Annotated in this window: 22 protein-coding genes, 1 pseudogene and 1 riboswitch; of the genes and pseudogenes, 16 read left to right on the top strand and 7 right to left on the bottom strand. The window is 59.3% G+C overall.

The window, feature by feature from the left end; genetic code table 11:
• Positions 1–106 precede the first annotated feature (106 nt).
• Entirely contained in the window at positions 107–1,039 is a 933-nt protein-coding gene (locus tag HB376_RS24095; RefSeq protein WP_213766187.1) for a LysR family transcriptional regulator, read from the top strand.
• A gap of 1,030 nt (positions 1,040–2,069) precedes the next feature.
• Positions 2,070–2,173, bottom strand: a riboswitch (glycine riboswitch).
• Positions 2,174–2,693: 520 nt separating this feature from the next.
• Here HB376_RS24095 and HB376_RS24100 read toward each other — a convergent pair.
• The 4 genes and pseudogenes from HB376_RS24100 to HB376_RS24110 all read right to left on the bottom strand — a co-directional run bounded on the left by HB376_RS24100 (position 2,694) and on the right by HB376_RS24110 (position 3,867).
• Positions 2,694–2,855, bottom strand: a complete 162-nt coding sequence (locus HB376_RS24100) for a hypothetical protein (protein WP_213766188.1) — start codon at positions 2,853–2,855, stop codon at positions 2,694–2,696.
• Positions 2,851–3,006: pseudogene (locus HB376_RS41195) on the bottom strand (sensor histidine kinase); the annotation flags it as partial. The pseudogene HB376_RS41195 and the gene HB376_RS24100, both read right to left, overlap by 5 nt.
• A gap of 8 nt (positions 3,007–3,014) precedes the next feature.
• Positions 3,015–3,404: a 4-oxalocrotonate tautomerase gene (locus HB376_RS24105; protein ID WP_213766189.1), complete on the bottom strand. Its 390-nt coding sequence runs from the start codon at positions 3,402–3,404 to the stop codon at positions 3,015–3,017.
• A gap of 46 nt (positions 3,405–3,450) precedes the next feature.
• The gene (locus HB376_RS24110) at positions 3,451–3,867 is read right to left on the bottom strand and encodes a MarR family transcriptional regulator (protein ID WP_213766190.1); all 417 of its coding nucleotides are present in this window, start codon (positions 3,865–3,867) and stop codon (positions 3,451–3,453) included.
• Between the two features lie 210 nt (positions 3,868–4,077).
• Here HB376_RS24110 and HB376_RS24115 point away from each other — a divergent pair, with 210 nt between their 5' ends.
• The 8 genes from HB376_RS24115 (at position 4,078) to HB376_RS24150 (ending at position 13,657) form a co-directional block, all read left to right on the top strand.
• A complete protein-coding gene (locus HB376_RS24115) occupies positions 4,078–4,344 on the top strand; it encodes a hypothetical protein (RefSeq protein ID WP_213766191.1) in 267 nt (88 codons plus the stop codon).
• A gap of 105 nt (positions 4,345–4,449) precedes the next feature.
• Positions 4,450–6,582 carry a phospholipase C, phosphocholine-specific gene (locus HB376_RS24120; protein ID WP_213766192.1) on the top strand — a complete coding sequence of 711 codons (2,133 nt, stop codon included), beginning with the start codon at positions 4,450–4,452 and terminating at the stop codon, positions 6,580–6,582.
• A 1,114-nt stretch (positions 6,583–7,696) separates the two neighbouring features.
• Positions 7,697–7,963 carry a His/Gly/Thr/Pro-type tRNA ligase C-terminal domain-containing protein gene (locus tag HB376_RS24125; RefSeq protein WP_346730566.1) on the top strand — a complete coding sequence of 89 codons (267 nt, stop codon included), beginning with the start codon at positions 7,697–7,699 and terminating at the stop codon, positions 7,961–7,963.
• A 325-nt stretch (positions 7,964–8,288) separates the two neighbouring features.
• A complete protein-coding gene (locus HB376_RS24130) occupies positions 8,289–9,023 on the top strand; it encodes a GntR family transcriptional regulator (protein ID WP_213766194.1) in 735 nt (244 codons plus the stop codon).
• Positions 9,023–10,060, top strand: a complete 1,038-nt coding sequence (locus tag HB376_RS24135) for an ADP-ribosylglycohydrolase family protein (RefSeq protein ID WP_213766195.1) — start codon at positions 9,023–9,025, stop codon at positions 10,058–10,060. Before HB376_RS24130 ends, HB376_RS24135 begins: the two co-directional genes overlap by 1 nt.
• A gap of 72 nt (positions 10,061–10,132) precedes the next feature.
• Positions 10,133–11,572: a cytosine permease gene (locus tag HB376_RS24140; RefSeq protein ID WP_213766196.1), complete on the top strand. Its 1,440-nt coding sequence runs from the start codon at positions 10,133–10,135 to the stop codon at positions 11,570–11,572.
• Positions 11,569–12,516 (top strand): PfkB family carbohydrate kinase, encoded by a 948-nt coding sequence (locus HB376_RS24145; protein WP_213766197.1) that lies wholly within the window; start codon positions 11,569–11,571, stop codon positions 12,514–12,516. Before HB376_RS24140 ends, HB376_RS24145 begins: the two co-directional genes overlap by 4 nt.
• Positions 12,517–12,616: 100 nt before the next feature.
• Positions 12,617–13,657 carry an NADP-dependent oxidoreductase gene (locus HB376_RS24150; RefSeq protein WP_213766198.1) on the top strand — a complete coding sequence of 347 codons (1,041 nt, stop codon included), beginning with the start codon at positions 12,617–12,619 and terminating at the stop codon, positions 13,655–13,657.
• A gap of 54 nt (positions 13,658–13,711) precedes the next feature.
• Here HB376_RS24150 and HB376_RS24155 read toward each other — a convergent pair whose 3' ends face one another.
• Positions 13,712–14,302 (bottom strand): GNAT family N-acetyltransferase, encoded by a 591-nt coding sequence (locus tag HB376_RS24155; protein WP_213766199.1) that lies wholly within the window; start codon positions 14,300–14,302, stop codon positions 13,712–13,714.
• A 230-nt stretch (positions 14,303–14,532) separates the two neighbouring features.
• Between HB376_RS24155 and HB376_RS24160 the strand changes: the two genes are divergently transcribed.
• Complete coding sequence (locus HB376_RS24160) at positions 14,533–14,736, top strand: hypothetical protein (RefSeq protein WP_213766200.1); 204 nt, start codon at positions 14,533–14,535, stop codon at positions 14,734–14,736.
• A 59-nt stretch (positions 14,737–14,795) separates the two neighbouring features.
• Here HB376_RS24160 and HB376_RS24165 read toward each other — a convergent pair whose 3' ends face one another.
• Positions 14,796–15,698, bottom strand: coding sequence for a LysR family transcriptional regulator (locus tag HB376_RS24165; RefSeq protein ID WP_213766201.1), 903 nt, complete (start codon positions 15,696–15,698; stop codon positions 14,796–14,798).
• Positions 15,699–15,819: 121 nt separating this feature from the next.
• On the opposite strand from HB376_RS24165, the gene HB376_RS24170 reads away from it, so the two are divergent.
• The 4 genes from HB376_RS24170 to HB376_RS24185 all read left to right on the top strand — a co-directional run bounded on the left by HB376_RS24170 (position 15,820) and on the right by HB376_RS24185 (position 20,323).
• The gene (locus tag HB376_RS24170) at positions 15,820–16,785 is read left to right on the top strand and encodes a zinc-binding alcohol dehydrogenase family protein (RefSeq protein ID WP_213766202.1); all 966 of its coding nucleotides are present in this window, start codon (positions 15,820–15,822) and stop codon (positions 16,783–16,785) included.
• Positions 16,786–16,789: 4 nt separating this feature from the next.
• Positions 16,790–18,040 carry a multidrug effflux MFS transporter gene (locus HB376_RS24175; RefSeq protein WP_213766203.1) on the top strand — a complete coding sequence of 417 codons (1,251 nt, stop codon included), beginning with the start codon at positions 16,790–16,792 and terminating at the stop codon, positions 18,038–18,040.
• 266 nt (positions 18,041–18,306) lie between these two features.
• Complete coding sequence (locus HB376_RS24180; RefSeq protein WP_213766204.1) at positions 18,307–18,516, top strand: hypothetical protein; 210 nt, start codon at positions 18,307–18,309, stop codon at positions 18,514–18,516.
• A 205-nt stretch (positions 18,517–18,721) separates the two neighbouring features.
• The gene (locus HB376_RS24185) at positions 18,722–20,323 is read left to right on the top strand and encodes a peptide chain release factor 3 (RefSeq protein WP_089163638.1); all 1,602 of its coding nucleotides are present in this window, start codon (positions 18,722–18,724) and stop codon (positions 20,321–20,323) included.
• A gap of 958 nt (positions 20,324–21,281) precedes the next feature.
• Here the strand turns inward: HB376_RS24185 and HB376_RS24190 are convergent.
• Positions 21,282–22,094 (bottom strand): transporter substrate-binding domain-containing protein, encoded by an 813-nt coding sequence (locus HB376_RS24190; RefSeq protein ID WP_213766205.1) that lies wholly within the window; start codon positions 22,092–22,094, stop codon positions 21,282–21,284.
• Between the two features lie 435 nt (positions 22,095–22,529).
• Between HB376_RS24190 and HB376_RS24195 the strand changes: the two genes are divergently transcribed.
• The gene (locus HB376_RS24195) at positions 22,530–23,603 is read left to right on the top strand and encodes an acyltransferase (RefSeq protein WP_213766206.1); all 1,074 of its coding nucleotides are present in this window, start codon (positions 22,530–22,532) and stop codon (positions 23,601–23,603) included.
• A 104-nt stretch (positions 23,604–23,707) separates the two neighbouring features.
• Positions 23,708–24,529 carry an AraC family transcriptional regulator gene (locus tag HB376_RS24200; protein ID WP_213766207.1) on the top strand — a complete coding sequence of 274 codons (822 nt, stop codon included), beginning with the start codon at positions 23,708–23,710 and terminating at the stop codon, positions 24,527–24,529.
• The last annotated feature ends 102 nt before the right edge of the window (positions 24,530–24,631 follow it).

A 24,631-nucleotide genomic window follows, 5' to 3' on the forward strand; every position in this document is an offset into this window, starting at 1 on the left:
GGCTACCGGAAGAAGTCGTTAGATTTATTCTCGGCGGTCTTGCTTTATGATGGAAATGATTTAATTTACTATCATTGATTAAGCTTCGTCATCATTGATTGCGACCATGAACCTCGATCTTGCCCTCCTGCGCGCGTTTGTTGCTGTCACGGAAGCTGGCGGTTTTACCAAGGCGGCGCGGCGGCTGAACCTCACGCAGTCCGCGATCAGTCACCAGATACGGCGGCTTGAAGAAGAAGTGGGGCGGCCGCTTTTATATCGCACCACGCGCAGTTTGACGCTGACTGAAGATGGCGAGGATTTCTTGCGTTACGCGATGCAAATCCTGAATGCAATGGACGCGGTTACCCAGCGTTTTCAATCTTCGCCGGCTTCTGGTGTTGTACGGTTTGGAGCACCGGATATTTTCATGGGAGAACGGTTACCTGTTCTGCTGACGCAATTCTCGCGCGCATTTCCGAATGTTCGGCTGGACGTGAGCGTGGGCATGAGCCTTGATTCGCAGGCGATGGTTGCCGCGCACGAACTGGATCTTGCCGTGGTGCTGTGCGTGGGTTCGGAGGCAGATCGGGATGCTGACGGTATCGTGTTGCGGCGAACGCGGTTCGTCTGGGCGGCGGCTGAGTCGTTCGAAGCGCGAGAGGGGGCGTCGCTGCCGCTCGCGTTGTTTCCTGCGCCGTGTGTGAATCGGCGAGTGGCGCTCGAAGCGCTGGATGGCTTGCCGGTGGATTGGCATGTCGCTTTTACATCGTCGAGTCAGTCGGGTATCCGTGCCGCCGTGATGGCGGGGCTTGCGATCACGCCGCTGACACGCGATGACTTGGAGCCGGGCATTGTGGTGGTCGATGGGCAGTATGGTTTGCCACTCCTGCCGGAAGCGGAATTCAGGCTGTTGTGGGGCAAGGGTGAACCGACGCTGGCCGCGCAGGAGTTTGGACGTCTTGTGCTTGATGCACCGGTTGAGCGTCCGTTGCGAGAAGTTTCGCTCGCGCCGGTGGACGGGTTTGGGGGCGTGGGGAGGGTGGTGCTGGGGTGTTAGTGGTCGGAGTTGATGCCGGGTTGGTGCTTTCAGGGTTAGTGGTCTGCGAGAGTCGGATTTTCTCTTTATCACTATTAGCCACTGTGCGTGGCGGCACGTCATTTCTTTGTCCAAAGCGACAAAGAAACGAAGCAAAGAAAGCGCTTTCAACCACGCTACCCTAAGTGTCCACAGCGTGCAGTTTCTATTCATAGGTGCCCCAAAAGCACGGTGCTCGCCAGAGCGGAGGATGTGTGAACCCCTCCTTCTCCGAACACCGATACCCACACGCTTCGCCACCAGTGATTGAACCTGCCCAAGGGGCACCCCGCGCTATCCGCGGACGACCAACCACCGAATTTGTATGCACGACGGACCACGCCGCCAACCAGCCAAGTAATAAAGCCCCCCAATATGTAAGGCCGCAACCGACGAAAATAACCGTGTAAGCACGCATCCAACTTACCAAAAACTGAAGCACTAAACACGTATCGAGCTGCTAGACATCAAGCTGTGATCCACGAATATGGCCGCGCGAACCAGGCCGCGAACCCATCAAAAAACACGGCCGGCAGAACGCGTGAGGCCGTGCTGGTCCCTTGGTAATGGTGCTTGCCCGAGAGCGTACGGGGCGAAGCGTGTTCATGTCAGGATTCGCGAGAAGGAGGGGTTCAAACATCCTTTGCTCTGGCGAGCACCGTGCTTTTGGGGCACCCATGAATCAAAACTGCACGCTGTGGACACTTAGGGTAGAGCGGTTAAAGCGCTTTCTTTGCTTCGTTTCTTTGTCGCTTTGGACAAAGAAATGACGTGCCGCCACGCACAGTGGCTAATAGTGATAAAGAGAAAATCCGACTCTTGCAGACCGCTAAGGCCGAAAGCACCAACCCGGCATTGACCCCGACCACTAACGCTGAAAGCACCAACCCGGCATCAACCCCGACCACTAGCCCCAGCACTCGTGATGCCGGTAACACCGGATCCAATGATGACGATTCGCGACATGACAAGGTCCGGATGAAAGTTGGGCATCGCCGGGATTGCCGGCGTCTATGCCCCATCTGTCCGTTTACCTGAGAGTTTCAGTCGCGGCGTTGTACGCACGACATCCCCGTCGGTGGGCGCATTAAAGCGCCGCTCTCCAGATGTTCCTGCTAAGCGGTCCTTGGGCCTGAGAGTTTCCGGGGCGGTTGCTCCGTCGGCGCCGTCACCGTGTTCCGTGACAGTCTCTCTCCCGCGCTAGCGATTAGAACCCCGCCAAGATACCGTCCGATAAGCAAGGGGATCGACTGGGCAGCGGCGCTCGTGACTCATCACTGGCATCGATCGGAAACGCCGGACGCACGTCTTGACGCAGAGCGCGCCGGGCCGTTTTTATGGCAAGGTACTAAGGATACTTAATTATTATTTGCGAGCCCTAGTCAGTAATGATCCAGCGGTCCACCCTTCAACAGCGCCTGATTTCTTTAATCTTTCATTTAATACATTTATTTCTTTTTGCTTTCATTTCAATATAAAATGCGCTTTCCCTAACAGATTTGGAGCCCGGCATGACCCCTTTTGCGAAGGCAGCAGCTACTTTGGCCGCCTGTATTGGCGCTTTTGCTGTTGTCGTATGTATTGTCGAAGGGCTGGCTGGATAACGCGGGCGCGACCGGGCTCCTACCCGGCGCCGCTAGCGCATTTGCCAGACGCGCAAGTGGAATAGCGGCAAGATGCCATCGACGTAGTCGAACATATCCGACTGAATTTGTTCGTACGATTCCCAGCTCGTCCTGTTCACGAACAGGAACACTTCCAGCGGCAGGCCACCGGTTGGCGGAGCCGTCGCGGGCATAGCGAACGGCGTTATCGATGAGATTGCCGCACAGCTTCGCCAGCAATTCCCGATTCCCCATGACCCCGGCATCCGTCTCATGCTCGAAACCGAGATCGATATTGCGCGCCCGCGCCACCGGCGGCGGGTCGAGCGTCACGCTACCCGCGAGCGAAAAATTCAGTGATGGTACCGGTACTCCTGCGTGCGGCCGCCGTATCCATACGAAGCCGCCCTGACATCTTCAACATGGATATAGCTCTCTTCATGCAGATCGCCCAATATCCTTCCGAACCCTTCAAAAACAGCCGAGATATACCGTGCCTTCTCGTCCTTCGTATTCGTTTCGTCGGTGATCTTGATATCGAAATAGAAGCTGGATTTTTTCTGCTCGCTTAGCAGCCGGCCACCGATTACCCAGCTATCCGGGTCGATGAATTGAATGGTGATCGCCGTTACCTCGCGCTTCTTGCCCAGGATACTGGATGTCAGTTCAAGCAACATGTCCGATATGGCCGCAACAGCCTCGGGTGATTTTTCAATGCTTACCTTCACGCTCAAAATCGGCATTTTTTCATCTCCAATTAGTTCGCTATACAACTATTAAGGAAAAAATTCAGTCGAGGTTAGACCGTGCATCTTTCACGCTTGCGACTGTAGTCGCAAAACGTTTCTCACCTAGTTCAGCCTTCAAACGTTTGGTGACTGCGGCGCTCGCGGCATTCAACTGGTCCTTGATTCGCAATGCTTCGCCAGTCGGATGAATCGCGGTCTCACGTCCGTCGGACGCGGTAAGCCGACGCTCGATAAACATCAACTTCTGCAAACCGTCCAGGGTCCGCGTTGCAGTGGACCGCGAAATGGCGAGTTCAGACGCCAACTCGCTCTGCACGATGCCAGGCTTCGCCAGCACCGCACGCAGCATGAATCCCTGCGGCGGCGTCAGACCAAACGTCTTGTACGCGTTCGCCCACTCGCGCTCGAGGGTTCGCGCAAGTGCCGTTGTGTTGAAGTAGATGCAGTGATCGAACATGAAAACACTCTAGGAGAAAATGATTCGCTATGCAACTAGTTTTCGATTTTCCGATATGCAATGCGAAAGCTAATTGACAGCATTTAGTGTCTCGCCGCGCCTTACCAATCCTTACCAAATATTTCACAAAACTTTCTTGAAGCATCTTCAGACTGGCGTCCGCGATGCAACGAAAACGTTTGCGCGTATCCCCCGACAAGCGGAGACAGCATGAAACGAACCGCGATATTGGCACTAATGGCATCAGCAACGATGGCGCTCACCGCCTGCGGACCAGACGATCAGGCAAGCGTCAGCGACACGCAAGCCTCGGCCAACTCGTCATTGCCGGCCAGCGCCGTCGAGCCGCTCATGCTGGCCGCACCAACCGATGGCCAGGCCGCGAGCAGTCCCATTGCGGCCGCTCAGGCAAGCCTCGCGTTGGATGCGCAGCAGGTCACACCCGTCCTTCATTCCGCGCCTGACGCTTCCGAGTGACGCCGCAAGCGACGCGCTCCAGTGAATAAAAATCCCCATTCCGATCGAGTCCTTCGACCGGGACGGCATTGCTGCACCTATCATGACGCCACGAGGTGAATCAAAATGACGTTGAATAGCCGCCGCCGTTTCTTGCAGACCGTTGCTACTTCAGCCGGCGCCGCCGCCGCGTTGACGGTGTTCCCCGAATCGATTCGCAAAGCGCTCGCCATTCCGGCGTCACGGCGCACCGGATCGATCAACGACGTTGAACACATTGTTGTGTTCATGCAGGAGAACCGTTCCTTCGATCACTACATGGGCCACATGCGAGGTGTACGCGGATACAACGACCGCTTCCCGATCGCGTTGCCCAGCGGTCAGCCGGTATGGTTCCAGCCGTCGAAGGAAGACCCAACGAAGCCAGTGCTGCCGTTTCATCTGAATACGCTGACGACCAGCGCTCAGTGCATTGGCGATCTGGATCACTCGTGGTATCCGACTCACTACGCGATCAATAACGGCCGTTACGATCAGTGGCCTGCGTACAAGACGGACATGACGATGGGTTATCACCTGCGCAGCGACATTCCGTTTCACTACGCGCTTGCTGATGCCTTCACCGTCTGCGATGCCTACTTCTGCTCGCTCGCCGGCCCGACGCATCCGAACCGCGCGTACCTCATGACGGGCATGGTCGATCCAACCGGCACGCAAGGCGGTCCGCTGCTCGACAACAACGACTATGTGGATGGCGACGGTCCGCCGCAGTATCAGTTGCTCTCGTGGACGACCTATCCGGAACGTCTGGAAGCGGCCGGTATTTCGTGGCAGATCTACCAGCAGGGCCTGACCGGCGCCGACCCGCTGAACGGCAATTACGGCACCAACATCCTGCAGAATTTTGTGAACATCATCAATGCGCCACAAGGCTCTTCACTACAGTTGCGCGCGAACGCCGTGCGTACGATCGACGACCTGAAAGCCGACGTGCTGGCGAACCAATTGCCGCAAGTATCGTGGTTGTGTCCGCCCGCAGCGTACTCGGAGCATCCGAAATACACGCCGGCTTACGGGGCAGAATACACGTCGCAGATTCTCGATGCGCTAACGGCTAACCCCGAGGTCTGGAGCAAGACCGTGCTGTTCGTCATGTACGACGAGAACGACGGTTTCTTCGACCACCTTGTGCCGCCGCAGCCGCCCATGTCGCGCTCACAAGGCTTGTCGACGGTGACAACCGAAGGCGAACTCCATACGGTCGTCAATCCGGGACGGGGTGGCAGCTACACCGCCGACGGCCTGCCGTACGGCCTCGGCCCGCGCGTGCCCATGACGGTTGTTTCACCCTGGACCAAGGGTGGTTTCGTTTGCTCGCAGGTGTTCGATCACACGTCGGTGATTCGTTTTATCGAAACACGCTTTGGGGTGGTGGAGCCGAACATTACGCCGTGGCGTCGCGCGGTATGCGGCGACCTGACTACGGTCTTTGATTTCCGCACGCCCGACGCGCAGATGCCGGTGCTGCCCGACACCAGCAACTACAAGACGATTGCGGACAATCAATGCGCCACGCAACCGGCTCCGACGGTGCCGGCCGTACCTGGCGTGATTGATCCGCAGGAGCCCGGTACGCGCTTCGCTCGCGCGCTGCCCTACGAGTTGTATGTACAAAGCAGTCTCAATGCGGGCAACAGGCAATTTACGCTTCATTTCGCCAATACTGGCTCGCAGGGCGCGCACTTCTATGTCTATTCATCGAACCGTACTGACGGTCCGTGGCGCTATACGGTTGAAGCGGGCAAGACCTTGCGCGACAGCTTCGACATCAACAGAACGGCGGGCATCTATGCGTTCACGGTCTATGGTCCGAACGGATTCGTGCGCGAGTTTACCGGTACGTTGACGCCGCCGGGGAGCAGCAGTGTGTCCAATCCGCCGGCTGCCCCTGAACTGGCGGCGCAATACGATGTCGCGAACGGCAATGTGTCCCTGCAGTTCACGAACCGGGGCCGTGGTATTGCGCGCTTATCGGTGGTCGATAATGCCTACGGTGCTCGGCCGCGTCCGGTGTTGGTACCGTCGTTGGGGTTCATCGAAGAGTCGTGGATTCTTGCCGCGAGTCATCATTGGTATGACCTGAGCGTCACCAGCAACGACGATCCGACGTTCTTGCGTCGTCTTGCGGGTCATGTTGAAAACGGGCGGCCCAGTATTAGCGATCCGGCTGCGGTTGCGCCGGTGACTGTGCTGGATTAAGGACGCAGGCGGTTATTTTTCGCTCGCGCCGGTGGACGGGGTTGGGGTTCGGGTGGGTTTGGGGTTAGTGGGCGGGGTTAGTGCTGGGGTGGTCGGGTCTGGGGTTAGCGGTCGGGGTTGATGCCGGGTTGATGCCGGGTTGATGCTTTCGGCCGTGGTGGTCTGCGAGAGTCGGATTTTCTCTTTACCACTATTAGCCACTGTGCGTGGCGGCACGTCATTTCTTTGTCCAAAGCGACAAAGAAACGAAGCAAAGAAAACGCTTTCAACCACGCTACCCTAAGTGTCCACAGCGTGCAGTTTCTATTCATAGGTGCCCCAAAAGCACGGTGCTCGCCAGAGCCACGGATGTTTGAACCCCTCCTTCTCCGAACACGGATACCCACACGCTTCGCCACCAGTGATTGAACCTGCCCAAGGAGCACCCCGCGCTATCCGCGGACGACCGACCACCGAATTTGTACGCGCCTCGAACCATGTCGCCAACCCTGCTGGAAACGAGGTCGCGAAGATGCGTAAGGCCGTAACCGACGAACATAGCTGCACAGAACACGCCGCCAATTCACAAAAACTGAAGCAGTAAACACAAACACGCATCAAGCCGTGGCCTATGAATACGGTCGCACAGACCAGATAGCTAACCCGTCAAAAAACCGCAGCCGTAAATATCTGTAAGGCCGCGCGGGTTCCTTGGCAATGGTGCTTGCCCGAGAGCGTACGGGGCGAAGCGTGTTCGTGTCAGGATTCGCGAGAAGGAGGGGTTCACACATCGGTGGCTCTGGCGAGCACCGTGCTTTTGGGGCACCTATGAATAGAAACTGCACGCTGTGGACACTTAGGGTAGCGTGGTTGAAAGCGTTTTCTTTGCTTCGTTTCTTTGTCGCTTTGGACAAAGAAATGACGTGCCGCCACGCACAGTGGCTAATAGTGATAAAGAGAAAATCCGACTCTCGCAGACCACCACGGCCGAAAGCAGCAACCCGGCATAGACCCCGACCGCTAACGCCGAAAGCACCAACCCAGCATCAACCCCGACCGCTAACTCCGAAAGCACCAACCCAGCATCAACCCCGACCACTAACCCCAAAACCGCCCCCCAGCACTGCCCCCCACTGTGGGTTATGGACAACGCGTGATGAACTTGCTTGATGAAGCTGGACTAAGGGCGGTGTTCGACGACAGGCCTGAGCGGCTTGAACGGAAGATCGTCGATGCACGCGAACAGCGAATCCCCATATTTATCACGGTGGGCCCACGCGACCAGCGCGACGAGACGGTGTCGCTGCGACTTCGGGACGGAACGCAAAACACCTTCCCGATACGCGAGGGCGTTGAACACTTGCGTGAGATGAGCCGGACGCCCGCGAAAGCCCGATCGTAAAAATAGGGGAGGAACTGCGACGGGCTCTTTCCCTGACACGCGCTTGCCGCGCACCCCGCCGCCCGGCCGCCATTTGGCCCGACCCCAAGGGTTTCCCCTTATCAATTCCCGCTTGACCATCATAATATGACGTCTTAAATTATGTACATGTTCCTACATGTTCTTTTTAAAGGTTCATAAAAAGAACAAGCAACCAGGACTAAGGCAACGTCGATGATTGAATCTTTCAATCACGCTTCGTGTGCCGTTTTTTAGCAAAACATGTGCATACTTGTGCTTTTTCAGGGACTGGACCTTCCAATCTCATCGGCACAGGAGTCACACCATGGTTAAACGAGCAGTAAAAACCGCAGAGGTCGGGCGCTCGAAGGCACATATGGTTGCCGCCACGATCGAGCAGGACATCCTCACCGGGCGTCTGCCGTTCGGGCAGCAACTCGAAAGCGAGAATGAGCTGGTCGAGCGTTTTGCGGTCAGCCGCAACACCGTACGCAAGGGGTTGGATCTTCTGACCAGCGGCGGTTTGATTACGCGCAAGGGGGGTATCGGCTCGTTCGTGACGTTCAATGGTCAGGCGATTGACGGGACGCTCGGCTGGACCACTGCGATAGAAAAAGTGGGCGGCGGCGCGCAGACCCGTTTGCTGCAGATTGCGCTGATCGAAGACGAGACGCTTGCGCAGGAGTTGAAGCTTGAGCGCACGGCCTTCGTGGCGATCGACCGGATGCGCGTGATCGGCGCCGACGCTGAGGCGCAGTGCATTTCGCTCGAACGCAGCCGCTTGCCGTTCAACGACGACCTCGCGGCGTTGCCGCTGGAAGGGCTGGTGGGCGGCTCGCTGAACCGGACGTTGATCGAGCACGGCATGGTGCCGCATCACGGCGAACAGTGGGCCGAAGTGGTCGGTCTGGAAGCGGCCGATGCACGCTTGCTCAAGCGTCGCGCCGGCACCTCGTTCCTGCGTTCGCGACGGCTCACGCGGGATCGGGATGAACGGATTATCGAGTATGTCGTGAGCTTGCTGGACCCGGCTTTTTTTGCACTACACCTGGAATTCTGATGTCTTCGTCTTTGCTTTTGAATCACCCCACATTGGCGGATCGCGCACGCGGCGCCTTCTACGGTCTTGCACTCGGCGACGCGTTCGGCATGCCGACCCAGGCACTCAGCCGCGAGCGCATCGTCGAGCAGTTTGGACGGATCGACAAGCTGGAAAACGCGTTTCCGGATCAACCGATTGCGCCGGGTCTTCGGGCTGGCTCCATCACTGACGACACGGAACAAGCGGTCCTCGTTGCGCATTTGCTGGCCGATGGCCACGGCAAGATCGAACCGATGGCGTTTGCGCATGCGTTGATCGAATGGGAAGCGTCCATGAAGGCGCGCGGTTCGCTCGATCTGCTCGGACCATCGACGAAACAGGCCATCGTGCGCATTGCCGCCGGTGAAGACCCTCTGCGCACGGGCCGTTTTGGTACGACCAACGGCGCAGCCATGCGCGTGACGCCAGTCGGGATTGCGTTCGACCTGAGGCGCCATGACCAGTTTATCGATGCCGTCGTGCAGTCGTGTGTCGTGACGCATAACACCACGCTTGGCATTTCGAGCGCGGCGGCGGTGGCGGCAGCGGTATCGGCCGGACTGAATGGCGCGAGCCTGGTTGAAGCGCTGGAAGCGGGCATTTCGATGGCCGAGGCTGCCGACAGCCGTGGCTTCTGGGTGGCGGGCGGGCGCATTGCGCCGCGCATTCGCCATGCCCGTGAGCTGATGCGCAATTGCGCCGGGCACGAGGTGGCGGACACGATCTACGACGTGATCGGTACGTCGGTGGCATCGCAGGAATCGGTCGTGGCGACCTTCGCGCTGGCCTTTGATCTGGATACATGTGACAGCACGATCGAAGCCGCCCTGGGGGCTGCAGCGAGCCTGGGCGGAGACACCGACACGATCGCCGCCATGCTTGGTGCGATCCTCGGCGCGTGCGCGGGTTACGACGCGTTGCCGGCCGGTCCCATCGAAACCATTCGCCGCGTGAATTCGCTCGATCTCGAGCCGCTGGTCGACCGTTTGCTTGGACTGCGCGCTGCGACTGCCTGACGCGCTTTAACGTGCTTTAACGCATTTTTCGCAGCACCCCGCTGTACCCTTTAATCTGGAGATCGGACTCAGATGGCTTCGTCACGCACGTCAAACAGCGCTCGCCGGGTCGAGACGCGTGGTATCGAACCTGTACCGGAAGGCGAATGTCATGGGCATCCGCTGCAGCTTTTCTGGGTCTGGTTCGCCGCCAACATCAGCATCCTTGGACTGCCGCTCGGCGCGACGCTGGTTGCTTTCCAGCATCTCGCGATCTGGCAGGCGGCGCTTGTCGCGGTGATCGGCGCGGCGGGATCGTTTGCGATCGTCGGCGTGATCTCGATTGCGGGGCGGCGCGGGCATGCGCCGAGTCTCACGCTGTCGCGTGCGATCTTCGGCGTGCGCGGCAACATTGGGCCGACCATCGTCTCGCTGTTGTCACGGCTCGGCTGGGAGACCGTCAACACGACCACCGCGGCGTACGTGCTGCTGTCGCTTGCAACCATCGTGTTCGGCACGCCCGCTGAAGCCAGGAACGCACCGGTACTGACGCTCGTGTTCATCGCCGTGTTCGTGGTGCTGACGTTGATCGTGTCAGGACTCGGTCACGCTACGCTGCTCGTGATCCAGAAATGGTCCACCTATGTCTTCGGCGTGCTCAACTTGCTGGTGGCCGGCTTTCTCGTGACGGCGATCGACTGGCATGCTGTGTTCAACGCGACGCCCGCGCCGTTGAGCGCCGTCATTATCGGTATTGGCACGATTGCAGCAGGTACGGGGATTGGCTGGGCCAATGCGGGCGCCGATATGTCGCGCTATCAGGCGCCTGCGGTCAAGGGACCGGCGCTGGTGGCGTCCGCTGCGTTCGGCGCGGGCATTCCGCTGATCCTTCTCGTCACGCTCGGCGCGCTGCTGTCGGTTGGCAACGATCATCTCGCGTCGGCTACGGACCCGATCGCCGCGATCCGCGAAATGTTGCCACCATGGATGGCTATTCCATACCTGATCACAGCGTTCGGCGGCTTGCTGCTGTCCAATTACCTGTCCGTGTATTCGGCCGGTTTGACGACACTCACGCTTGGCCTGAAGGTGAAGCGCGTGCAGGCGGTGGTGGTCGACGTCGTGGTGATCTTCACGGGTTCGATCTACTTCATGCTGATTGCCGGGAGCTTCTATGGTCCGTTCATCGGTTTCATTTCACTGCTGGCGGTGCCTATCACGGCGTGGGTCGGTATCTTCGTGGTGGATCTGATTCATCGCCAGGAATATTCCCCGGCCGACTTGCTCGATGTCTCTCCGCGTAGCGCGTACTGGTACAAAGGCGGCATTGAATGGCGTGCGTTCGGTACGTGGGCACTGGCGATCGTGCTTGGTTTTTGTTTCATCTCCACGGGTGCGATCCACGGCATTTTCGCGGACTCCTGGTTCGGACGTAATGGCCTCGGATGGATCGTGACGTTCGTGGTGGCCGCAGGCATGTATGCGCTTCTGGGCGGCGCGCGCGGTACGGCCAAACGTTGGAAGACAGCATGACGCAAAGAGACTCACAGCAGGCATCGAGATTGATTCATACGGGGCAGGTGATTGTCGATCTGGTCATGCAGATCGATACGCTGCCCGCGCCCGGTGGCGACGTGCTTGCGCACAACGCAAGCTTCGAAGTAGGCGGCGGTTTCAACGTAATGGCGGCAGCGCGGCGCAGCGGCATGCGCGTGGTGTATCCGGGCGGTCATGGACATGGCCGTTTCGGCGACATGGCGCGTCAGGCGTTAGCGCAGGAAGGCGTGGAGATTGCGGGGCCGGAGGTCGCGGACCGGGACACGGGCTTGTGCGTCGCCATTGTCGATGCATCCGCCGAGCGCACGTTCGTCTCGCACATGGGGGCGGAAAGCGTGCTCGAGCGGCACGTGCTTGATGCGCTCTCGGTGAACGCGCGCGATATTGTTTATGTCAGCGGTTATAGCCTGATGCTTGCGGACAAGGGCTCTGTGCTTGTCGACTGGCTTGAGCATTTGCCTTCTGAAACGCGGGTGGCTTTTGATCCGGGACCGCTTGTCGATGCTATCGATGCAACGTTGCTTGCGCGCATGCTGGCCGTCGTATCAATCTGGACGAGCAACCGGGTTGAGGCGTTGCGTTTCGCCAATACCGACAATTTCGATGCAGCGTTCGACTCGATCATCGCGCGGTTAAGAACCGGCGCGCTCGCAATCGTGCGCGATAGCGCTTCCGGCTGTCATCTGCGCGTGGGTGAAACACGCGACCATGTGCCGGGTTTCGCAGTAAAAGCGGTCGACACCAATGGTGCCGGCGACGCTCACGCGGGCGTGTTCCTGGCCGTACTTGCCACTGGTGCCGACGCACGAGCGGCGGCTCGTCGCGCGAACGCTGCGGCGGCGATTGCGGTGACGCGTTACGGACCGGCAACGTCACCGGATGCGGCGGAAATCGATGCGTTCATGGCATCGGTTGCTTAGGCGAATCAAGCGAATCACCCGCGTCTGAGCGCTCGACAAAGCGCGATTGCGCCCGCGCGTATATGCTCGGTTTCCCCGCGATGCATCCTGGAGAAACCGCATGACCTCAGCTACCGCTCGACAAATCGTGTTGGCCTCGCGTCCCACGGGCGGCCGTGCCGCACTCTCTGATTTTCGCCTCGAAGAAGTGCCCATGCCCGTGCCCGGTGAAGGGCAGGTGTTGCTGCGCATCGACTATCTATCGCTTGATCCGTACATGCGCGGCCGCATGAACGAAGCACGTTCTTACGCGAAACCCGCACAGATCGGCGAGGCCATGCCCGGCGAGAGCGTGGCGACGGTAATCGAATCAAATAACACAACGCTCCCGGTCGGCGCCCAGGTACTCGTGAACGCGGGCTGGGTCAGTCACGCGGTGGCCGATGCCCGCAACCTGAGTCCATTATCCGCAGAGGGTATTGCAACGCGCGCTTATCTGGGCGTGCTCGGCATGCCGGGTTTCACGGCATATGCCGGCATGGCGGCGATCGGCAAACCTAAGCCTGGCGAGACGGTCGTGGTCGGTGCGGCAAGCGGCCCTGTGGGCTCGCTCGTGGGTCAGCTTGGCAAGATCGCTGGCGCCCGCGTCGTGGGCATTGCCGGCGGCGCGAAGAAGTGCAGCTATGTGGTGGACGAACTTGGCTTCGATGCCGCCATTGACCATCGCGCGCCCGACTTCGCCAACCAGTTGGCGAATGCATGTCCCAAGGGTATCGACGTATATTTCGAGAACATTGGCGGCGCGGTGTGGAAGGCTGTGCTGCCTTTGCTCAATCAATACGGCCGTGTGCCCGTCTGCGGATTGATGGCGCAGACGTCGGGCAACAACGCTGACGCCGACGATGGCCTCGCCGCGACCATGCGCGCGATTCTTACGCGCAGCCTGACGGTGCGCGGTTATATCAACTACGAGTTCCTGCCTGGGTATCGGGATGCTTTCCTGCTCGATGTCGGCGGCTTTTTGCGTGCCGGTCAGGTGAAGCATCTGGAGGATGTCACCGTGGGATTGGAGAACGCACCGCAAGCGTTCCTCGATATGATCGATGGCCGTAATTTCGGCAAGGTGCTGGTGCGGGTGGCTGAGGAAGCGAACGTCGGATGAGGAAGTTCTCAAACTCATAATCCGGCGGCGGTCCGCTCCATCGCACTTCCCCACTTAATCTTTCGGGTTCACCAGCGAGGTCAGAACGTGATCCGCCCATTGCCCGTCGATCTTGAGATACGCCTTGGCCAGCCCTTCATGCTCGAATCCGAGGCTGGCCAGCAGACGCCCGCTGCGATCATTCTCCGGCCGATAACTCGCCATGACACGATGCAGCCGGTATGCATCGAAGATAAAACCCAGCGCCGCAGCGAGCGCCTCGCGCATCAGCCCGCGCCCCTCGTAATGCTCGTCGATCGAATAGCCGAGATGACACGCCTGAAACGGCCCGCGCACGATATTCGTGAAGTGGCAGTCGCCAATCAGCACGTTGCGGCGTTCGCTCGCGAAAATCAACAGATGCAGCGCAGTGCCGGCGGCCATCGCGTTTTCCATTAACGCCATGCGTTCATTCGCGGCTTGCATTGTGAAGAAGGAGTCTTCTCGCAACGGCTCCCAGCGGTCGAGGTGCGCGCGATTGCCGAGCCGGTAGATCAGCAGCGCGCCGGTGTACTGGCTGCTGGCCGGACGCAGCACGACACGCTCCGTTTTCAAGCCCTCCGGCGGGAATTGCGCCGTGGTGCGGTGCTCGGCTTCGATTGCCATAGGCGTTAACTACCCCTTCCTGATCGTGTTCAACGGCAATGCAACGACGAGACAACGACAATACAGCGACGAATTAACGCCAGCTTTTCGTATGATGAAAAGAGGCAATAATTCCCTAAGCAGTGCGTTGGACGGTGTCGTTTTCCGTCACCGGCACCTAATTTGGACTGGCAAAAGATAGGTGAAAACCCTTATAATTCCCAAAGTGAAAGATTCAAGGAACTTTGGAAATGCCCCACCGTTTTATGATCGTCGAGCGCATCGCTTTCGCGTTACTGACCTTGTCCGCCGTTGCAGATGCTGGCTTTATCAGCTACGAAAAGAGCCCGAACTTCAGGGATAACATCCATGAAATCGTTCGTGTGAGCAAAGAGGTTTCGCTCATGTATCCCGCGACCGGCAACGACCCGTGGATGCCGCTGGCTTCCAACTAACGCGGTGAGAAAGCGCTCAAGCTGAAGTGTAATTCGCGCGTATCTTGCAGCGGAGCGCTTCACGCGGAGCTTTTTACGCCGAGCGCCTCTTGCACGAAATCGAGAAAGACCCGCACTCGCGGCGACAAATGCCGCCGGTTCGCAAACACCGCATATAACTCGATTTCATCGCAGTGATAGGGCGCAAGGCACTCAATCAGCCTGCCCGCGCGCAAATCGTCTTCTATGTCCCACAGCGCCTTCAGCGCAAGGCCGCGGCCTTTGAGCGCCCAGTCGTGAAGCACTTCGCCGCTCGCGGTCGAGAGTGTGCCGCGGACCTGAATCTCGCGGTGCCGGCCGTCTTCCACGAATAACCATCTGTCGAAAACGCGCTGCCCGCGCACGAGCCGCAGGCAATCGTGCGTGGCGAGATCGGTCAGCGTTACCGGCATTCCGTGCCGCGCCAGATACTCCGGCGCCGCGCACACAATGCGCCGGCTCGACAACAGTTTCTTCGCAATCACGCCGGTATCCGCGGGCAAGCCGATACGCAATGCCACGTCGAGATTGTCGTCGATCACATCCAGCCCGATATCGGACAACACGAGCCGCACCTCGACCTCCGGATACCGGTCCGAGAATGCTTCAATCAGCGGCGCGATCTGCTTGCGCCCAATTTCCGACGGCGCGCCGATGCACAACAAACCCTGCGGCACGCGCGCCTGAGCGCTGATCTCGGCCTCGGCGTCGTCGACGGCATGCAGGATGGCCACTGCGCGTTCATGAAACAGCGCGCCTTCCACCGTCAGGTCGAAGCGCCGCGACGTCCGCGTGACGAGACGCACGCCCAGGCGCTTTTCCAGCGCGGCCAGCCGCCGGCTCATGGCGGCGGTCGAGCCGTCGGTCCGGCGCGCTGCCGCCGAGAGGCTGCCGGCGTCCACCATCTGCGCGAACAGGCGCAGGTCGTTGATTTCATCGGGCATCGATTGGGTCCATCTTGATTCCGTCCATCTTTCCACTTGACGCAACGATTCTATGCGGATGGACGCCTTTTCGCCACGCGCGCCGGGGGCAATAATGCGGGCATGACAACGGAGGAACATCATGAAAGCACTGCGTTTCAACCAGCACGGCGATCCATCGGTCCTGATTACCAGCGATTTGCCCGCGCCTGCGCCTTCCGGGGATGAAGCCGTCGTACAGGTCTTCGCGGCATCGATCAATCCAAGCGACGTAAAGAACGTGCAAGGGCGCATGAGCCAGACGACGCTGCCGCGTACGCCCGGCCGCGACTATTCCGGCGTGGTCATCGCAGGTCCTGCCGAGTGGCTGGGCGCGGAGGTCTGGGGCTCGGGCGGCGACGTGGGTTTCACGCGCGACGGCACGCATGCTGAACAGGTCGTGGTGCCGGTTGCAAGCCTGCGTCGCAAACCGGTCAATCTGACGTTCGAGGAGGCATCGGCGATCGGCGTGAATTTCATCACCGCGTGGTGCGCCGTGGTGGAAGCCGCGCAATTGCAGGCCGGCGAGAGCATCGCGATCATCGGGCTCGGCGGCGTGGGCGGGGCGGCCTCGCAGATCGCGAAACGTATTGGCGCGAAGGTAGTGGGCGTGGGGCGCGGCGCGGCCGCGACGAGTCCCTACGTCGATGCAATGGTGGACTCGCAAGCCCCCGATGCCATCGCACGCATTCGTGAAGCAACGAACGGCGGTGCGGCTGTCGTATTCGATACCGTCGGCGGATCGATGTTCGAAACGGCCTTGCACATGCTGAAAGTGGGCGGACGGCTGGTGGAGATATCGGCGTCGGATCGTCGCGAAGTCACCTTCAACCTCGCGGATTTCTATCATAACGAGAGCCGCCTGATTGGCGTCGATACATTGAAGCGCGATCTGGTAGCGTCCGCGCAGATGCTGGAGGCGCTGCGTCCGGGCTTCGAAGACGGCAGCTACAAAGCGCCGGCCATCGCGCGCACCTTCGTGCTGGAAGATGCGCAAGCCGCCTTCCGGGCGGTGGCGGAGGGGACGAAAGGCCGCGTGGTGCTGACACCGCACACGAAGCGGATCTGACGACGTGACACAACGCTGGCGGCTGGCGCCGCAATCCATCCTGTTCGCTGTTTTTCTAGGCGCGTTGGCCGCGTTGCCGCCCATTTCCATCGATATGGCGTTGCCCGCGCTTGGCAATATAGCGAACGCATTGGACGCAAGTGCGAGTCAGGCCGGACTCACGCTGAGTCTCTTCATGGCGGGTTTCGCGGTCGGGCCGATCGCATACGGCCCTCTTTCCGATGCGCGTGGCCGCAAGCCTACGCTGCTGCTCGGCCTTGCCTTGTTCACCGTGGGCGGGATTGTTTCGGCGCTGGCGCCGGGCATTGCCGTGTTGCTCGGCGCCCGGCTGGTGCAGGGCATTGGCGCGGGCGCGGGGATGACGATTGCGCTTGCGATCGTCCGCGACCTGTTCGAAGGCAACGCGATGCAGCACCGGCTCGCGGCCATCACCGTGGTCGCGAACGTAGCGCCGATTGTGGCGCCTTCAATTGGCGTTGGATTGCTGGCGGCGATTGAATGGCGAGGAATATATGGCGTCATGGCCGCCTGCGGATTGCTGGCGGCGCTTGCTACGTGGGCTGGCCTGACGGAATCGGCGCCGCAGCAGAGCGGGGGCTTCGCCCTGTCCGGACTTCGCGATGGATATCGACGCGCGCTGACGCATCGCGCGGTGATTGGGCATATTCTCATCAACGGCTTTGGGTTCGGCTGGATGTTCGCGTATGTGGCGGGTTCGCCGCTTGTGCTGCTGCATATCCTGCATGTCCGGCCGATCATCTACGCCGCGATGTTCGCGATGACCGGCGCGGGCATTGTCGCGGGTGCAACGGTGAACGGTTTCATCGCGGCGGGCGGTGTCGAATCGCGGCGCATTCTTGCCACTGCCATTTGCACGACGCTGGCCGCAACTTTCGGTTTGATTGCACTGAGCGTGTTGCATCAAGCCTCGTTGCCGACTGTCATGCCCTTGCTCGTGGTGAGTACTTTTTGCTTCGGGCTTGCTGCGCCCAGTGCCGCACGCGGCGCGCTCGATCCCATTCCAGAGTTGGCGGGCGTGGCGGGCGGCTTGCTGACATCTATACAGATGCTGTGCGGCGCGGCGTCGAGTTCATTCGTGGCGCTGCTGTTTCCTATACTCGGCATCTTCGCGATGAGCGGCGTGATGGCTGCCTGCGCGTTGCTCGCTGGAATGGTCTGGATCTGGCTCGGGAAGCGAGATGGAATCGAATCACCCTCAGCCGATGTCGATGCAAATTCGACCTCGCCGGTTTGAACGTCGTGAAACATGCGGCGGATTGGTAGCTGCATCGATTGTCAAACAACGTTATGTACTGGCGCTGAATTTCATGCAGTGGAATAAACGAGGTACAGGGTCCGGCTTTGTGTACTAATCGAAGGAATCCTGCACACAGAAAAATTGTGTGGCTGCCGTCATTTTTTCTTTGGGATCGTGTCAACACACTTCGGGGTGAGACGTTAAACGGGTACACGCGACGTCGTCGCCGCGTAGTCGACATCAACCTCAAGGATCTCACTGCCATGAAAAAGCAACTCGTTGCCGCGACGCTTGTCGCTTTGTTCTCCGCTGGCGCATTCGCACAAGCTTCGGCACCGGCTCCGGCTCCTGCCGCTGCGACGGCTGCCGATGCAGCACCGGCTAGCGCCACGCACAAGACCAAGAAGCATCATCACAAGAAGCACAAGCATGCAGCAGCGACGACGATCCCGTCGTCGGCACCGAAGCCCTAAGCTGTATCAAGTTTTAAGCTTCAAGTTTTAGCGTTTTCGAGAAGGGCCCCGATCCAGTCGGGGCCCTTCTCGTTTGTGCCGGCAGGCAGGCCCCGGCACGAGCAGACCCCCCCTCGTGTATCATCCACACCACGCGGCTTTTTCGGGCCATTTTTCGGGCCACCTCCCGCCCGAATGCTCAACCCCACAGCTCTCTCCAGTACCGATGTCACTCTCCGAACTCAAACGGCGCCGCACCTTCGCGGTCATTTCCCACCCTGATGCGGGCAAGACCACGCTGACCGAAAAGCTGCTGCTGTTTTCGGGCGCGATCCAGATTGCAGGTACCGTGAAGGGGCGCAAGAGCAGCCGCTATGCGACATCGGACTGGATGGAAATCGAAAAGCAGCGTGGCATTTCGGTCGCGAGTTCGGTCATGCAGTTCGAATACGGCGATTGCGTCATCAACCTGCTTGATACGCCGGGACACGAAGACTTCTCCGAAGATACGTATCGCGTGCTGACGGCGGTGGATGCCGCCGTGATGGTGATTGACGGCGCCAACGGCGTTGAAGCGCAGACGCTCAAGCTGCTTGAAGTCTGCCGCAGCCGCCGCACGCCGATCCTTACGTTCATCAACAAGCTCGACCGCGAAGTGCGTCAACCGCTCGACCTGCTCGATGAAATTGAGCAGCACCTGGGTGTGGCCGCTGTGCCGTTCACCTGGCCTATTGGCATGGGCAAGGAATTCCAGGGCGTCTACGACATTGCGCACGATCAGGTGCGAGTATTCCGCGCTGGTCAGGATACCGCCGGCGGCGCGGTCGAAACCGTGCGTGCGCTCGACGATGCCGACGGTGAGCGTCGCTTTGGCCCGAGCTGGGCGCGTGCGAAAGAAGAAATCGATTTGATCACGGGCGCGACGCCCGCGTTCGATCGCGCTGCGTTTCTGGCAGGCGAACAGTCGCCGGTGTTGTTTGGATCGGCGATCAACAACTTCGGCGTGAAGGAAATTCTCGACGCGCTCGTCGAGCTTGCACCGCCGCCGTCCATGCGTATGTCCGTGCAACGTCCGGTGTTGCCGGAAGAGCCGCGCTTTACCGGCGTGGTGTTCAAGGTGCAGGCGAACATGGATCTGGCGCACCGTGACCGCGTGGCGTTTATTCGCGTGTGTTCGGGACATTTCGAGCGCGGCATGGCGCTGAAGGTGACGCGCACCAACAAGACTTTCCGCGCGAATAACGTGGTGACGTTCCTGTCGCAACGCCGCGAGACCGTGAGTGAAGCGTTCCCTGGCGATATCATTGGCATTCCGAATCATGGCACGCTGAGCCTCGGTGATACATTGACTGAGGGCGAACTGTTGCAGTTCGTCGGGTTGCCGTTCTTTGCGCCGGAAATTTTCCAGACGGTGGAAGTGGTTGATCCGATCCGGGCGAAGCAGCTTGGTGAAGCGCTGCGGCAATTAGGCGATGAAGGTGCGATTCAGGTCTTCCGTCCGGTGCTTGGCGGGTCGACTATTCTGGGCGCTGTCGGGCAGCTTCAGTTTGAGGTGGTGTCGCATCGGTTGTCGGCGGAATATAAGGTGGATGTGCGGATCATGCCGGCGCGGTATCGGATGTCGCGGTGGGTTACGTGCGATGACGCCGCCGAATTGCGTCGGTTTACCGATGCGTATTCGGCTCGTATTGCGCTGGATGCGTCGAATGCGCCGACGTATCTCGCTTCGCATGTTTCCGAAATTGATGTGGCGAAGAAGGCGTGGCCGAAGATCGTTTTTAATGAGCTGCGCGAGCATTCCGGAGCGCCGTTTCAGAAGTCGATTTGACGAAGGGTTGGGCGGGGGTGGTTTTGGGGTGGTGGTCGGGGTTGATGCTGGGTTGGTGCTTTCGGCCGTGGTGGTCTGCGAGAGTTGGATTTTCTCTTTATCACTATTAGCCACTGTGCGTGGCGGCACGTCATTTCCTGGTCCTTAGCGACAAAGAAACGAAGCAAAGAAAACGCTTTCAACCACGCTACCCTAAGTGTCCACAGCGTGCAGTTTTGATTCATAGGTGCCCCAAAAGCACGGTGCTCGCCAGAGCGAAGGATGTGTGAACCCCTCCTTCTCCGAACACGGATACCCACACGCTTCGCCACCAGTGATTGAACCTGCCTAAGGAGCACCCCGCGCTATCCGCGGAGAACCACCCTTCGAATTTGTCCGCAAGACGGACCACGTCGCTAACCCGCCAAGTAATAAAGCCCCAAAATATGTAAGGCCGCAATCGACGAAAATAACCGCGTAAGCACGCGGTCAGCTCACCAAAGACTGAAACACTAAACACGCATCGAGTTGCCAGGCACCAAGCTGTGATCCATGAATATGGCCGCACGAACCAGGCTGCTAACCCATCAAAAACCACGGTCGGCAGTACGCGTGAGGCCGCGCGAGTTCCTTGGCAATTGTGCTTGCCCGAGAGCGTACGGGGCGAAGCGTGTTCGTGTCAGGATTCGCGAGAAGGAGGGTTTCACACATCGGTGGCTCTGGCGAGCACCGTGCTTTTGGGGCACCTATGAGTGAAAACTGCACGCTGTGGACACTTAGGGTAGCGTGGTTGAAAGCGTTTTCTTTGCTTCGTTTCTTTGTCGCTTTGGACAAAGAAATGACGTGCCGCCACGCACAGTGGCTAACAGTGATAAAGAGAAAATCCGACTCTCGCAGACCACCACGGCCGAAAGCACCAACCCAGCATCAACCCCGGCGTTTAGCAACCTGACGGTACAAACCCAGCCCCGCAACAAACTCAATCCATACTCTGTGCCATCTTCTGCGGCAATGGCACATGCAGCCACTTCTCGACAACACCGTTCAACTCGCCGTCTTTCTTCGCCTCGGTGAGGATCGCATCGACCTTCGCCATCAGCCTCGGCTCGTTCTTGTTCAACCCGACATGACACGCCGACTCATGAATCACATACTTGAGCGCAGGTTTGTTCGGCGCCGACGCCGGCAAGGTCGCCGCAATCTTGTTAGCCACGAAGTCGCCCGTGCCCACCAGCGGCACCTGACCCGCAAGGTACGCGGAGATCATGCCGCTGTTGTCCTCGAAACGCTTGATCGTGGTGGAGGGCGGCACGCTTTTCGTCAGCATCAAGTCTTCGAAGGTACCGCGAGCGACACCCACCGTCTTCCCCGCCATGTCCGCAGGGCCGTCAATTTTCATATTCGCGGGACCGTACACGCTATTGTTATAAGGCGAATACGACTGCGAGAAGTCGATGACCTTGTCGCGCTCCGCATCGCGGCCAAGCGTCGAAATGACCAGGTCGACCTTGTTCGTCTGCAAATACGGAATGCGGTTCGCGCTCGTGACCGGCACCAGTTCCAGCTTGGCGCCGAGTTTCTTCGCAAGCAACCCGGACACGTCGATATCAAGCCCTTCCAGTTGCATGCTCGGACCGACCGATCCGAAAGGCGCAAAATCTTGCGGCACTGCCACGCGCAGCACGCCGCGTTTTTGGATGTCATCCAGCGCTTCCGCGTGGACCGGCGTCAAACGTGCGAACACGCTAAGCGCGACTACGCCAAGCGTCATCAACAACTTCGAAGTTTTCATGTTTCCCCTGAAACGTGTAGTGGTCTGTCTACGTCGATCGTCTGGTTACCCGGCTCGCGACATCGCAAAGTCTATTAGCAAGTCTTTTGTTTTCTAAACGATTCAAAATTCACGCGCTCGGCGAAACGAAGGAGCAGGCGGCGGAACCGGCTTTTCCAATGGGGCGATAAACGACTGCGCGTGACGCAGGATCTCTCAAGCGCTCAGGATGGCCTTGACCCCGAATAGGTATCGAGGTTGTCGGCGAGGTGAATCCACGCCAACTGCCCTGCGATATGCGTGTGGTCGGCTACGGTCCGCCCCCGCCGCCGAAACCCCTTATCGAATTATTTTCTAATATTTTCTCGACTTGGCGACCTGAAGGGATATTTTTACGCGCGCGGATCGCATTTTTTCCACCCTACACTGAGCGCTCGATAATGACGGTCCGCCACTATGAACGCCATAAAGTCCACCCGGTTTGATTTGCTTGACGGCTTGAGAGGTCTTGCCGCAATCGCCGTCATGCTTCACCACTACACACAGCACACCGGCTGGGACTGGTTCGGCGGGGCGTGGGTCGCGGTCGACCTGTTCTTCGTGCTGTCCGGCTTCGTGATCGCGCACAGTTATGGCAAGAAGATCCTGAACGGAATGTCGTTTCGTGAATTCGCCTTCGTGCGGCTCGTCCGGCTCGCGCCGCTCTACCTCCTGGGGCTGGCCCTCGGCGTCTGCGCCGTGTTGCTGTCGATGGCAAAAACCGGCACACCGCAAATATCGGGCACGCAGCTCGCGACAGCCACTGTGCTGGGCGCGGCGTGGCTGCCGTACTTTAATACTATCGGCTGGCCTTTTGGCACGGACACCATCGTAGGCGCGACCTTTCCGTTGAACGATCCATCCTGGTCGCTATTCTTCGAGTTATTCGTCAACGTTGTATTTGCCGCTTATCTTTACAAGTTTCGCAAACTGCCGAGCGCCAAATATTCGATACTCGCGTTCATCGCATTTATTGCCTGCACGGTCATCTTTCGGCAAATCAATCCAGGCTGGCGGGCGGAGAGTTTCCTGCTCGGATTCCCACGCGTTATTGCTGAATTCTTCGCCGGGGTTTTCATCTTTTCGATGGGGCTTCAGTATAAGAGGGCGCATCCTGCATTCACGGCAATGGTCACGATCGCAGCGCTGGCGTGCTTCGCCATCGGCAGTCCCAAGGTGGCATTCGTCAACTCGCTGACGCTCGTTCCGTTGTCGGTCGCGTTGCTGTGCTCGGTGTCCATAGAAGGTATTGGCAAGGGTATCTGCAAGGTGCTGGGCGAACTCTCGTATCCGCTCTACGTGATCCATTTCCCGGTCTATCGGCTGGTGTTCGAGTCGTTCGAGATCCGGGTGCTCAACCCGATCGTCCAGACGCTGGTCGTGGCTGGCATTTCGATCGTGCTGGCGTTGCTGCTCGCACGAGCGGACCAGGAACTCAGGAGGAAGCTGACGAGTTTCATCAAGACCAAGAGGTCTCCCGCGGCCGTCTGATCGAGGCTCTTTCAGGCACGGGAAAAACGGCAGGGTTATTCAAAATCCGCTGAAAACGCGACCCGGGCTAAACTTGCGGTTTCCGCCCGCGGCATCGCAAAGCCATGACCGTCTCCCGTTTCAGCAATTCCGCGCGCTATTGGCGCTCGTCGCTCGTGCCCGGCGCGGAGATGCTCACGGCCGAGTATTACGATCATTCCTTCACGCCCCACTGGCACGACGCCTACACCGTTCCCGTCATTGAAGCGGGCGCGGAGCAGTACGACTATCGCGGATCGAACTTCGTGGCCGAGGCGGGTTCGGTGCCGGTCATCAATCCGGGCGAACTGCATACCGGCGCGCGGGCGGTGGATTTCGGCTGGCGGTATCGCGTGTTTTATCTGCCGGTCGATTTCGTGCAGTCGGTCGCCAACGAAGTGGCAGGCCGCACCCAGCCCATGCCGTGGTTCTCCGCCGATGTCATCCGCGACGCCGATCTCGCCCAACGCGTGCAGATCGCGCATCAGGCAATGGAAGCCGACCTGGATCCGCTCGGGGCGGAACATGCGTTGCTCGACGCGGTATCCACGCTGCTTGCACGTCATGCCGGACAACGCCAGCCGGTACAGCGCATGCGTCAGGACTCGGTGCGTGTGAATGCGATGAAAGCCCGCCTGACCGATGACCTGACTGAGCCGTTATCGCTTGCCGAACTCGCGCAGACCGTGGGACTCTCGACCTTCCATGCCGCGCGCCTGTTCACGCGCGAGACCGGACTTGCCCCTCACGCGTGGCGCAACCAGATGCGTGTCAATCGCGCGCTCGATGCCTTGCGCGCGGGCGTCCCGGTGACGGACGTGGCGGCGGCCAGTGGTTTCACCGACCAGAGCCATTTCACCCGGCACTTCAAAAAGACCTTCGGCGTGTCGCCAGGACGCTGGCGTTGAGTGTTAGCGCACCGCATCCTGTCGATGTAACCCGACCGCAAGAACGTACAAGCGCTTGACCGCGGCACGTCCTATCCTCGCTATCAACGGAGGAGACTTTGA

The sequence above is a fragment of the Caballeronia sp. dw_19 genome (assembly GCF_018449515.1).
In the GTDB taxonomy this organism is placed as follows: Bacteria; Pseudomonadota; Gammaproteobacteria; order Burkholderiales; family Burkholderiaceae; genus Caballeronia.